A 13,336-nucleotide genomic window follows, 5' to 3' on the forward strand; every position below is an offset into this window, starting at 1 on the left:
TTAGTGTAGTTTTTTGATAGGATGATTTCTTCGCTATCCGGCCCATCCGGGCCAAAGAGGTGAGGTCATCCGGTCCCTTCGTCTCACCGGGCGGTCCCGCTTCGAAACGGCCGTTGGAAGCAGCCCACCCGTCCCCGAGAACCTTTGTACCGGATGCCGAACCGGCCCGTCCTCATGGACGGCAAAACGTTGTACACTCACGGCCGAAATATTTTTTTCAACGTTAACCCTGTTTGTCACAACACCTGTTACCCATTTATAAACTAATACAACCTAAAACCATTGAAACCAAAAACCAATAACCCAAACAAAACCCAAAAACCAAAAACCAATAACCCTAAACCAAAAACTAAAAAACCTATAACCCTTAAACCAACAACTCTAAACCAAAAACCCAATTAATCCCATAAAACAACCTTTATTCCATCTGAAACCAAAAACCAAAACCTTAAACCCATTAAAAACCTACAACCCCTTAACCGAAAACCGGCGACCTATAATCCGACACGACAGCAGTGACTGATGCACAACAGGACTTAGGACATGACGTAACCGAAGAAGCGTACGTTTCTTTGTCGTCTGGCGAGGTTCTTTAACCCAATTAAGGAGGTCAGTAGGCCGGTGAAGGTTTTTTTAGGCTCCCTCGAAGTACCGGCTGAAATTACAATATGCATACATCCATGATCAACGAGGGTCGTTTTCAAGACCTGTTAACGACCGAGCACGACAGCTGCGGCATTATTTGTATTATCGAAAAAGACGGACACCCGTCCCGTGACAATATTCAGAAAACGATCGATGCGCTCGTCAAGATGGAGCACCGCTCCGGGTTTATCGACGGCGAAGGCGACGGCTGCGGCATTTTGACCGACATCCCGCGGGCGCTCTGGGCGAAACGTCTGGAAGACGCCGGCTTGTCCCGACAATTGGCCGAAGACCCGAACTTCTCGATCGCGCATATCTTCATTCCGCGCAAGCTGGATCAATCCGTAGCGGACATTCAGGAAACGATCCGTTCGATGTTCGCGGAGCGCGGCATCCGGATTCTGATCGAACAGGAAGCGCAGACGGACAGCAGCGTGCTGGGCCGTAACGGACGCCTCGACGAGCCGTGCTTCTGGCAGGTAGCCGCCCTGTGCGAGCAAGAAGGCGTAGTGGCAGCCGACCACCTGTTCGAGCTGCATGCGGCGATCGAAGCCCGCTTCACGGTGCACGTAGCTTCGCTCAGCAACGTGACAGCCGCTTACAAAGTGATGGGCGCGGCGAGCATTTTGCCCAAATATTTCAAGGACACGCAAGATCCGTTGTTCGCGGCTCAAGTGACGATAGGTCACAACCGGTATTCGACGAACACGCTGTCGAGCTTTTTCCGGGTACAGCCCTTCTCCCTGCTCGGCCATAACGGTGAAATCAATACGGTGAAGAAAATGCGCTACGAAGCCGACATGATCGGCGTACCGCTCGTCGACGGCGGAAGCGATTCGCAGGATATGAACCGGGTGATCGAGACGTTTATTCACCGGTTCGGGATGAGCCTGTTCGAAGCGATGGAGCTTGTCTTCCCGCCGATTCATAATGAAATCAAGCTGTTCCGTCCGGAATTGCAGGACTTGTATATGTATTATCGCCAGATCTGGGGTCACTATGCCCAAGGACCGGCAGGTATCGTATCGCGCTACGGCAACGAGTGCGTATTCAGCGTAGACGCTCTCGGGCTCCGTCCGGTATGGATGGTCGAAAGCGAGACGTCGCTTTATTTCTCCTCCGAGCAAGGCATCATCACGGTTGACGAAATGGTCGCCGAGCCGAAGCCTACCGCACCGGGAGAGAAAATCGGCGTCGTGCTGACCCCAGGACAGCCGGTTCGCGTCGTCCCTTACGGCGAGCTGCAAACCCTCGTGCTGGAACGGACGAAGTCCCGCATCGACCTGCAAGGAATGGGCGGCCACTTGTCTTTCGGCAAGACGGATGCAGCGGTCGAGCGGTTCCCTAAAGTTGCTGCTGCCGATAATGTGTACAGCGCGTTCGGCTGGGACCGCGACGGCATCCAGATGATTGAATCGATGTCGCAAACGGGCGCCGAGCCGATCCGTTCGCTCGGACACGACGCTCCGCACGCGGCTATTCATTGGGAACGTCAGAACATTCCCGATTTTATTAAAGAGAGCGTCGCCGTCGTCACGAATCCGGCGATCGACCGCGACCGCGAGCAGGAGCATTTCTCCACCCGCGTGATCATCGGACGCCGTCCTTCCGTCTATGGACAGCCGGGCAGCGAGACGCGGTTTGAGATTATGGCGCCGATGGTGCTCGAAGGCGAGAACGGGATCGGTTCGCTGGAAGAGATCGGCCATATGTCGCTGGAGCAAATTATGGCGGAATGCCGGAAACAGGGCGAACACGCGGTGGCGAGCTTATCGCTGTCGTTCAAGCGCGGATCGTCGCTTCAGGGCGCTCTGAACCAGCTTGCGCTGGATGCCGTCGACGCCGTCCAAAACGGCGCGGTCCTCGTGCTGCTCGACGACGCGGCCGTGCATCAGGACGACAACCTGTGGATGGACCCGCATCTGGCTATCTCCAGGATCGACGTCGCGCTTCGCGCCGTCAAGCTCGGGTCCGGCGACAATCTGCGCCGCCGCGCTTCGATTGCGGTCCGTTCCGCTTCGATCCGCAACCTGCACGATATTGCGCTGGCCTGCGGTCTGGGCGCGGAAATCGTCTCTCCTTACATCCTGTTCGAGACGGCCGCTGTCAAAGACGGTGCCGCTGCAGCCCGCAAAGTGCTGCTGACCTTGCAAAAAGGGCTGGAGAAAGTAATCTCCACGATCGGAACGCACGAGCTGCGCGGGTATACCCGATTCTTCTCCTCGATCGGATTAAAGCCGGAGCTGGCGGAAGTGCTTGATATCGTCAATTATTTAGGCAGCGAACAAGCGGGCACCGGGTATGCCGAACTGGAGAAGGACGCCGAAGCCCGCTGGACGGATTATCACAATCCGAAGGCGAAAGCGGGGAAAAACTTCCGTTTCTTCCAGCGGATGTGGAAAGCGCTCGGCGACGCCGCATCGGGCGAAGCGCCTTACAGCGAATACCGCGACAAGCTGTATGAGGAAGAAAAGAAAAATCCGATATCGATCCGTCACGTCGCCGAATTCGATTATGAAAAGTCGGGGCGCAAGCCGGTCGATCCGTCCCAAGTCGATATTTCGGTCGGCAAGCACAGTCTGCCGATGCTCATCTCCTCCATGTCGTTCGGCTCGCAGAACGAAACGGCGTTCCGCGCTTATGCGGAAGCCGGCGAGCGTCTTAACATGGTGACGATGAATGGTGAAGGCGGAGAGATCAAAGACATGCTCGGCCGCTACAAGCGGACCCGCGGGGCCCAGGTCGCGTCCGGACGTTTCGGCGTCAACGTCGAGCTGGCGAACGCCGTGGCGTTCCTCGAGATCAAGATCGGCCAAGGCGCGAAGCCGGGCGAAGGCGGCCATCTGCCGGGCTCCAAGGTTACCGCCAAAATCGCCGCAGCCCGTAATGCGACGATCGGCTCCGACCTGATCTCGCCATCGAACAACCATGACATTTATTCGATCGAGGATCTGGCGCAGCTGATCTCCGAGCTGAAGGAAGCAAGCGGCCGCAAGGCGCAAATCATCGTCAAAGTACCGATCGTTCCGGGAATCGGCACGATTGCCGTAGGCGTCGCCAAAGCCGGCGCGGACGTTATTACTTTGTCCGGCTTCGACGGCGGCACGGGTGCGGCGCGGATTCACTCGCTGACACACGTCGGGCTGCCTACCGAGATCGGGACGAAGCTCGCTCACGTCGCCCTGATCGAAGCGGGCCTCCGCCACAAAGTGGAGCTGTGGTCCGACGGCGGCATGAAGTCCGGTTCGGACGTCGTGAAGCAGGTGCTGCTCGGCGCGAACCGGGTTGGCTTCGGAACGATCGCGATGCTTGCCATCGGTTGTACGACCTGCCGCGGCTGTCACCTCGATACGTGCCATGTCGGGATCGCCACGCAAATCGATCATATGGAGGAAGCCGAGGAAAAAGGACTTCGCCGCTTCGTACCGCGCCAGTTCGATCTGGCCGTCGATTCGCTTGTTCGTCTGTTCGGCCAGTTCGGCGACGAGATTCGCGAGATCGTGGCGAAGCTCGGCTATACCAGCCTGCAGGAGCTCGTAGGCCGCTCCGACCTGCTGAAGCAGGTCGACCATCTGGACCGGATCGATCTGTCCGACCTGCTTCGTCCGGCTCCGCTGTCGTTCCTGCAAGCGGCTGACGCTCAGGCGGAAGCGGCTGCGGCCGTATCGTCCGATATCCGGATTGCCGCAGGCGCGGAAGGCCAAGAGTTTTATCCCGACGTACTCGCGTTCGACCGGGCTGTGGAGCGCAGATGGTCGAAGATCGACGCGGAATCGCGTATTATCGGCAGCCGCTTCTCCAGCCATCGCGTCCGCGACCGATTCGACGGCAGCTACGACAGCCTGCCGGAAGTGTCGCTTACGCTCGCTGACGGCTCGGTGCCGGGCAACGGCCTCGCCGCCTTCAACGCCCGCGGCGTGAACATTACCGTACACGGCGGAGCCGAGGACGGCGTCGGCAAAATGTCGTTCGGCGGCAAAGTCGCCATCCTGAAAGCACCTGGTAAAAATGGAGTGCGGATCGACGGCTCTGTCGGCAAATCGTTCTGCTACGGCGCGCAGAAAGGATTGTTTATCGTACAGGGCGGCGCGGACTCCCGTGCCTGCATCCGGCTGTCGGGCGCCGACGTCATCTTCGGCGGCGAAGTGACCCAGCCGCTGCAAGACGCGCTCGGTTCGATCGCGAGCCGCGCGAACTTGAAAGGCTTCGCGTTCGAGTATATGACGAACGGCCGCGCTGTCGTGATGGGCGATCCGGGTCCATGGATCTGCGCCGGCATGACCGGCGGCGTCATCTACCAGCGTCTCGTGCCGGAGATGGGCCTCGATACACAAGCAATCGAGCGCCGCATTGCCAAAGGCGCGAAGGTCAGTATTCAGCCGCTCGGCACGCAAAGCCGCGCCGATCTGACCGGGCTGCTCGCCGCTTACCGCGAAGAGCTGCAAGTCTCCGGACAGACGGAAGCGGCTGCGCGCATCGAAGCGCTGCTGGGCGACCTGGACGCGAACTTCGTTCGCATCTCGCCGGTCGGCATGCAGGCCGATCAGTCGGTAGCGACGGAATAATTTTCGCAAGACGGGGCTCAATTACGCAGCACTTATAACGAACCCCCGGAACTCTGCTTGGGCAGGGAACCGGGGGTTTCCTTGTAAGGACCGGGATCAATCAGGCGCTGCCGTACGGGTAGCGCAGCCCCTCTCGGCGCTGCTCGATAACGATCGCGCCTAGCGATAAATCTGCTTCATCGAGCCCGGCTCGATGATGTTGTCCCCTTCCACGGTCGGCGGATTGCCGCCGTTTGCGTCGCCGGGGCGAATGTTTTGCTGCCGGTCGTATACGTCCTGCGGAGTCGTACCGCCTTGCGGAAGGTTCGTATTAACCCGGTCCTCCAGGTAACGCTCATCCCGGGTGCCCCGGGTGTCCTGATTCGGGTTTTGCTGCTCTTTCATCCGGTAATTCGTCTGCTGGCAGCCGGTCGCCGTTACGGTCAGAAGCAGGACCGCGGCGGTCAGCCCGCTTGTGCCAAGCCGCGCTTTCCACCGGCCGGAATGTGCTTTGTTCGTTATGCTCATGCTAGCTCCACCTTCCTCCTGTTGCAAGATTTACGAAACCTTTTTAGGATGCCCCGCAAATCGTGTTACAATAGAGGGTACCCGCTGAAAGAATTTCATCCGTACAAGGAGGCGAATGCGGCATGCCCAAACAAACGATTCTGTTCGATCTGGACGATACGCTGATTCACTGCAACAAATATTTCGACGCGGTGCTGATCCAATTCGCCGATCTGATGACGACATGGTTCAATGGGTATCGGCTGACCGAAGACGAGGTGCGCCGCAAGCAGTCCGAGTTCGATATTGCCGGCATACACAAGCTCGGGTTTGCCGCCGGTCATTTTCCCCAGTCGTTTCTGGAGACGTACGACTACTTCTCGGCCCAAACCGGGCGGAAGCCCAGCGCAGAAGAACGGAAAAGGCTGTATGAGCTGGGCAAGAGCGTATACGAATTTCCTGAGATCGAGCCTTACCCGGACATGACGGAGACGCTGGAGAAGCTCCGGCACGCAGGGCACGAGCTGTTTCTATATACAGGCGGTGAACCTTCGATCCAGCAAGGCAAGGTGAGTAAAATGGGACTGGACTCTTTCTTCGGCGACCGGTTGTTTATCTCTCCCCATAAAACGACGGAAGTGCTCGAATCGATTTTGACCCAAAGCAAGTTCGACCGCAATGCGACATGGATGATCGGCAATTCGATCCGTACCGATGTCGTTCCGGCGCTGGAGACCGGCATTAATGCCATTCATATTCCGGCCATCACCGAGTGGTCGTTCAACATCATCGATATTCTCGTGAAGCCGAAGCGGGCTTTCCTGCAGTTGAACAAGCTGCTCGACGTTCCGCCCGCCATCCGTAAACACAGCCTGGCCTAATTCGGCCCTAATCTTAACGGCCGCTGCAAAAAGAAGCCTTCATCCCCACTAAAGGGTGAAGGCTTTTCTCTTTTCACTTTTCGCCCGGAAGGGACGTTTCCGGTTTCGCTCCACCTTTATCGGGCCGGCTACTTCGCTTTCTCCTCGGCGATCAATTTGACCATCTCCTCGTCGATTTGCCGGAAGGCGGTGTTCAGATCGATCGTGCCTTTGGCAAGATCCTGGATATATTTGCCGTAGATGGACCGGGCCTTGGCTTCGTACGTAACTTTCGGTGTAATCGGCGCGAACTTTTTGCCAAGAATGGCCTGAAAGTTTTTATCTTTGTATTTGCTGTTTTTTGCGAACGCTTTCATAACTGTATCGCTTTGCAGCACCGGAATGATCGCCCGCTCGGACAACGACTTCTGCACCTCCTCGGACAGCATATAGGCGAGAACTTCGGCAGCGGCTTCCTTATGCTTGCTGATCGAGGTAATGCCGAACATCGTAGGCAACGGCTGTGAGGCGATTCCGGGTGCGGACTTGTAGGAGGGATAGCTGACCAGATCCCAATTAAGCGTTGTCATATCGAAGTTCAAAAACGCGTTGGCCAGCCCGTCAACCATCGCCAAGTTTTTCTCCTGAACGAAGTTGCTCGCATTAAGCGACTTGTAGTCCGTCGTCTTCTTCATCTCAATAAGCTGGTTAAAGATCGTGCTCCAGCCGCCGTTCGTCAGAATGGTCGGCTTCTCCGTCTTCGGATCGACGTACGGGATCGATAAGGAGCTCAAATTCAGATGCGGCTGAACATCGCTTCCGATGCCGTAATATTCAAGCCCTCCATCCGTCCTGCGCATGCGCTTGGCCACCCCGATCACTTCGTCCCAGGTCACCCCGTCTTTCAGATACGGTACGCCGAACTTATCGAACAAATCTTTGTTGTAGTATAGGGCGGCTGCATTATTCACGATTGGTAGCGCATACATTTTCCCGTTTGACATCGATCTCGCCGCTTCTACAGAGGAGGGCTCCAGTTGGTTCAAATTGACGCCGTATTTCTTAATCAGCTCCGTCATATCGTATTCCAGTTTGTATTGGAGCAGATGAGGAATCGTATTGTCCACCGCCTGCCAGTAGACGTCGATCTGCGCTCCCGCCGAAAGCATATCCGGAAACTCCATCCCTTTGCCCGAAGCAACGTATTCGATCTCATACTCAGGAAACTTCTTCCTCATCGTATCGCCGAACCGTTCGTTGAAAGCTTCCTGCGTCCAGCCTGCCGTCGAATAAAAGACAAGCTTGACCGGGTCTTTCTTCACGGGCGTCGTACCGGACGGTCCCTCCGCCGTCATCTGTTGTTTCTCAGCCCCGCACGCGGCGAGGAGAAGCAGCAGAACGGCGGCGGAAACCGGAGCCATACAGTTTTTTACCCCTATCCTGCTTTGTCCATTCATCTTCTTGTTCATCGTACCCCTCCCTTTTCCCCTTTGCACATCCTCTATTCGTAATCATCATACGATAGCCGCCGGGGTGGAGAACATGCAATTATCCCGCAATCTGCATATCCTTTTTTGTAAGGAAAGGGAAAGCTGCGGAAAAAGGGCAGCTGCGAATCGGCAACATTCTATCAGGCAAAATCGGACGGACTGCGTCCCGTATACTTCTTGAACACCCGCGAGAAGTAGCTCGGGTCCTTATACCCGAGCCGGTCCGCCACTTCGTACACAAGCGCCTGCTCTTCCTGAAGCAGGCTCATTGCCTTTTCCATCTTTTTACGAAGCACGAAATCGGAGAACGCCTCCCCGGTTACTTCGCGAAACAGCCTGCTTAAGTAGGAGGAGTTGATTCGGATATGTTCCGCCGCATCCTCGCGCGTGATTTTGTCGAAGATATGCTCCTCGACATAAGTCATGACCGCCTCCATCAGCTTGACCTTGCGCGCCTTCCGGTAATTATCGAACTGCAGGCTGATCCGGATAAACCGGTCGCACCACCAGCGGCCCATCTCATCCAGCGAGCGGAACTGCTCCGGGTAACGGAACAGCTTGTAGTCTTCCTCGTCCAGCACGCTCCGCACGCCTCGGCCCAACCGGTGCACGAGCGACACGAACAGTCCAGCAAACGGGAAAAACAGCTCCTCGGGATATTTATGAGGAGGATCGAGACGTTTGGCACTGTCGAAAAACTGTCTGATCACGCGCTCCAGCTCCGCTTCGTCGTTCAGCTCGACGCAATGAACGATCAGCGTCTGATCGGAGTCGGTCAGCAGCGGCAAGTGTCCGGACGGAGGCAGCACCAGATCCTCGTACAAGACGAGTCCCGCTCCGACCGACAGCTTCAGCCGCAGCGCCTGCTGGGCTTCTGTGAACACGGCCGGCACTTCCGCCAGCGGCACCACCCGGCTGCCGACACCGACCGTAATCGATACTTTCAGATACCGTGCCGCTTCCCGCTTGGCGCGCTCCACCCATAAAAGCAGTTCGTTCAAGCTGTCTTTGGCGGTGACCGACTGATAGATGACGACCGTCTGTCCGTTGCCCCGCAGATGCGAGATGCCGCAGCCTCCTAACTGCTCGGAGACGATATTGTGCATGGCGAATTGCAGCAGCGGATCGTCAGCGGGAGACTCGGTCCGGTCGAGCTCGAACACCGCCACCGCCGCAAGTCCCGTATCGTCGAGAGGCAGATCGAAGAAGGCGATTTTCTCTCCGATCGGCCCGGTTCTCTTCCCTTCCCCGTTCAACCAGTCTTCCATAAAAGCCGAGCGGAGGACAGGCAGCTGCCGTTCCATGCTGCGGCGTATCGCCTCGGTGTCGTGCTTGCGATCCAGAGCTTCGCGCCAATCGTCCCTCGCGCTTTGCAACTCTTCGAGCAGCTGCCGCTTGCCGATCGGCTTGAGCAAATAATTGCGGACGCCGAGCCGGATCGCTTTCTGCGCGTATTCGAACTCGTCATAACCGGTAAGCACGATCAGAAGCGTCTCCGGCTGCTCCTCCACAATCTGCTCCGCCATCTGCAGGCCGTCCATGACAGGCATCCGCACGTCGGCAAGCACCAGGTCGGGCCGATAGCGGCGAAACGCCTCAAGCCCGTCGAGACCGTTCTCGGCCGTCCCGACCAGCTCCATCCCGTGTTCGTTCCAGGCGATCGCCTCCGACAGCCCTTCCCGTACTCTAGGCTCATCCTCGACGATCATCACCTTCATCTTCATGGCGGACCCCCTCTAATCTGGACTCGGCGATCCGGATCGCCACGGTCGTCCCGCCGAACGGTTCGCTCGTCATCTCGAATCGCATATCTTCTTCGCCATATATGAGCCGCAGCCGCTGATACAGATTGCGCAGCCCGTACGTCTTCCCGCCCTCGGGCCGTTCGTCGCGCACGGCCTCCAGCAGCTCCTTAAGCCGGGGAGCCGGAATGCCGATACCCGAGTCCGTCACCTCGAATAAGATCCACGGCCCGTCCCGAACCGTTCTCACCCGAAGCCGGCAGGCGTCAGCCAAAGCTTCCAGACCGTGAACGATCGCATTTTCCACGACAGGCTGCAGCATCAGCTTAATGATCTTCACCTCATGCAGCGTATCATCGATATCCCATTCCACTTCGAACTTACCTTTATGCCGGAACTGCTGAATCCGGATATACGTCTTCAGATGGTCGATCGTCTCGCGAACGGTAACGAACTCCTTGCCCCTGCTTAAGCTCAGCCGGAAAAACCGCGACAAATCGAGCACCATGTCGCTGATCTCGTTATTGTCCGAACGCTCGGCCGCCCAGTAGATCGAATCCAGCGTATTGTACAGAAAGTGCGGATTCATCTGCGATTGCAGCAGCTTGAGCTCCACATCCTTGCCGCGCAGCTCCTGCTCGAACATCGCTTGGCGCATCTGCTGCTCATTCACGACCATATCGTTAAACCGTTTCTGCAAATAACCGAATTCGTCCATCATCGATATGGGCACCGGGACGAACGCCGCCCCGCTCTCGACGCGCCGGATGCCGGCCATCAGCTGGCGGATCGGAGTCGAAATCTGCATATACAGCAGCGTGAACAGTGCAAAAGAAAGCAGCACCAATACGGCGAGCACCGCGTACAGCAGCAGCTTCATCCGCCGGATCTCCCCCATGATCTCCTCTTCCGGAATGCACATGGCCACCTTCCAGCCCGTCAGCTCAGACTGTTTCTGGACGAACCGGTACTCACGATCCCCCAGTGTGACCGGCGCGTATTCGGAAGCCGGAAAGCGCCGCACTTCCCCGCCGCGCCCGTCTTGCGGCTGTTCGGGTACTATCCAGCCTGCCGCCGCACGTTGAAAATCCGGGTCCCCCTTGCTCCAGATCACGTTCCCGCCGTTGTCATAGATCAGGATGCCGGTTCCCTTCCATAGCGGGCTGTCGCCGACCAGCATCTCGAAGATCGATTTCTCCGTATTGACGAGCAGCACGTTGGCTCCGCCGCCGTCGGACGTACGCAGCAGCCGGGCAACGCTGACGAGACCGCTGCGGCTTCCTGCAAAGGCCGGCGCCGAGGCGGCCAGATCGGCCCCGATCAGCGGCGTTCCTTTGTAACCCGTCACGATCTTCAGCCAGTCCGGCCTGGCTTCGGGCTCGGAAGCCGAAGACGCCGAATAAATGCCGTCCTTGGTGGTCAGCATTTTGTTCGACGTTTCGTTGTAGATTCCGACGGAATCGATATATTGGTTTACTACGGAAAACGACTTCAGGTCGCCCATCACCTCGAGCAGCGGCCATACCGCGTCAGGCGAACGGAAGTCGGGATACCGGCCCAGCTGCTTCAGCAGATTGTCGCTTGCTGCGATCGACTCCGACAGCTTGACCGTATTCTCCATATACATCTCAATGCCGGAAATCGCCGTTCCGAGCGCCTGCTCCGCCGAGGTGCGGATTTTCTGCTCCAGCACGTTTTGAAACCATAAAATCAACAGGAAAGTGACCGCCGCAAATACCGCCAGGCTGCCGACCGCGAACATAAGAAGTGTCGATTTAATAGTGCGTTTTGGGGGGAAGGCGAGCTTGCTTCGATTCACGACGATCACCGCTTCTGCTAGGCGTTATGCCTGTTTTCTGAGTAAGTTCTTGCTGTATCTTCACCAATTGTATCATACGAGACAGACTGCTATGATCTTACTTGCCCTTTTGGGCGTACCACTCTTCGACTTCCTTCCATATTTTGTCTCCGCCCTTGGCTTTGTAATCGGTGACAAACTTGTCGAACGCTTCGAGCGGCAACTCGCCGATAATGATTTTCACGAACGTTTCGTCGCGCAGCTTGCGCAGGCTGCTCAAATTCTCGATCATCGCCGGCGTAGGCGAACCGGTGAACTGGTCGCGGATCGCGTTTTTGACCGACAGATTGATATTGTCGACAAGCTTGAAATCGGCGCCGAGCGACTCCATCTTACCGGAATTGAGTTCCTTCGGCTGCATGAACATCAGCTGCTGGCGGTAGCCGTACTTGTTGTGGTTTTCGAAGTTCAGCGCTAGCTTGCCGTCTTTTTTCGTATACATGAAGTTTTCGCCGTACTCGCCGAAGCCGAACACGAACTTGTCGATATTGCTCTGAACGGACAGCCAGTCGAGCATGTTCAGGATCGCTTCCGGATGTTTCGCTTTGCTCGTAATGACGGCGAACGACTTGTAGGCCGGGTCTCCGAACACGCCTTTTTTGCCGGTAGGGCCAGTCGGCGGATCGATGGCGATCCAGTTTGCCGCAGGGTCGTTCGTTTTGCTCGTATTGATCTCGTTGCGCGCTGCCGCCCAGTTTCCTTCGTACAGCCCGACCTTGTTGTTGCTGACCTTCTCCGTGTACGCCTTCACTTTGGTCAGCGGCCATTCGTTATCGAGCAGCTTGTCGGCGTGCAGCTTGCGGATGTAATTGAGCGCGTCCTTCATCTCGGGTTGGATGTCCGCTTGGACGATTTTGCTGTCCTTGATGATCCACTCGTCCGGGATGACGCCGAAGGCTCCGAACAAGCCCGACCAGCCTTTCAAATTATCGTAGCCGATAAAGCCGTACGTATCCGGTTTGCCGTTGCCGTCCGGGTCCTGCTCTTTGAACGCTTTGGCGACGTTGTGAAAGTCGTCGAGCGTCTTCGGCACGTCCAGCTTCAGCTTGTCGAGCCAGTCTTTGCGCACATAGAAGTTGTTCGTTCCGAGGTTCCCGTCGTTCAATACCGGCACGGCATAGATTTTGCCATTGTATTTGGCGGCTTCCCACGCGTCGGGGAATACGGCGTTCGACAAGTTTTTGTAATTTTTCACTTTGTCGCCGAGCTCCATCAGCGCTCCCTGCTTGGCGTTGTCCATCAGCCAAGATTGGCTCGTTGCCGGAAGGACGAAGAAATCGGGGATGTCGCCGGAAGCGAACTTCAGGTTTAGCTTGCTTATAAAATCTTCCGGAGTGGCCGGTCCGTATTCGATCTCGAGGTCAACGTTCGTCTCCTTCTCCAGCATCGCCGTCCAAGGATTTTCATTGATCGTCTGGCCGTCCGGAAATTTCAAGCCCCCGGACATAAATACTTTCACGACAGGCGCTTTCTCCGGCTCCTTCGCCTTCGAATCCGCTCCGCCGGCGCTGCCCGTTTGCCCCGTTTGGCCGGACGAACAGCCGGCTGCCAGCGCTGCGGCCAGCAAGGAGTTGACGACAAGTGTTTTTCTCAGCTTCATGTTGTAAAGTGCCTCCCTTTTCTTGTCTTTGTTAGTATAACTCTTCTTGCCTTGGTTCTCTTCCCTTCGGACGAAAGCGGCTGCGGAGCC

7 protein-coding genes are annotated in these 13,336 nt (G+C 56.8%); 2 read left to right on the plus strand and 5 right to left on the minus strand.

All coding sequences use genetic code 11. The annotated features are described in order from the left end of the window. Positions 1-668: 668 nt before the first annotated feature. Positions 669-5,210, plus strand: coding sequence for a glutamate synthase-related protein (locus PV433_RS32235; protein ID WP_332076062.1), 4,542 nt, complete (start codon positions 669-671; stop codon positions 5,208-5,210). 159 nt (positions 5,211-5,369) lie between these two features. On the opposite strand, the gene PV433_RS32240 is transcribed toward PV433_RS32235, so the two are convergent. Continuing rightward, positions 5,370-5,717, minus strand: coding sequence for a hypothetical protein (locus PV433_RS32240; RefSeq protein ID WP_332076063.1), 348 nt, complete (start codon positions 5,715-5,717; stop codon positions 5,370-5,372). A 122-nt stretch (positions 5,718-5,839) separates the two neighbouring features. On the opposite strand from PV433_RS32240, the gene PV433_RS32245 reads away from it, so the two are divergent. Further along, complete coding sequence (locus PV433_RS32245; RefSeq protein WP_332076064.1) at positions 5,840-6,577, plus strand: HAD family hydrolase; 738 nt, start codon at positions 5,840-5,842, stop codon at positions 6,575-6,577. Between the two features lie 128 nt (positions 6,578-6,705). On the opposite strand, the gene PV433_RS32250 is transcribed toward PV433_RS32245, so the two are convergent. The 4 genes from PV433_RS32250 to PV433_RS32265 form a co-directional block, all read right to left on the minus strand. After that, positions 6,706-8,025, minus strand: a complete 1,320-nt coding sequence (locus PV433_RS32250) for an ABC transporter substrate-binding protein (protein ID WP_332076065.1) — start codon at positions 8,023-8,025, stop codon at positions 6,706-6,708. A gap of 161 nt (positions 8,026-8,186) precedes the next feature. Next, positions 8,187-9,770, minus strand: a complete 1,584-nt coding sequence (locus PV433_RS32255) for a response regulator (RefSeq protein WP_332076066.1) — start codon at positions 9,768-9,770, stop codon at positions 8,187-8,189. Continuing rightward, on the minus strand, positions 9,739-11,607 hold the full coding sequence (locus PV433_RS32260) for a cache domain-containing sensor histidine kinase (protein ID WP_332076067.1): 1,869 nt from the start codon (positions 11,605-11,607) through the stop codon (positions 9,739-9,741). The genes PV433_RS32255 and PV433_RS32260 overlap by 32 nt, the downstream gene beginning before the upstream one ends. A gap of 97 nt (positions 11,608-11,704) precedes the next feature. Then, a complete protein-coding gene (locus PV433_RS32265) occupies positions 11,705-13,246 on the minus strand; it encodes an extracellular solute-binding protein (protein WP_332076068.1) in 1,542 nt (513 codons plus the stop codon). Positions 13,247-13,336 lie beyond the last annotated feature (90 nt).

It is taken from the genome of Paenibacillus sp. GYB004, from assembly GCF_036577605.1.
Classification (GTDB): Bacteria; Bacillota; Bacilli; order Paenibacillales; family NBRC-103111; genus Paenibacillus_AB; species Paenibacillus_AB oceani.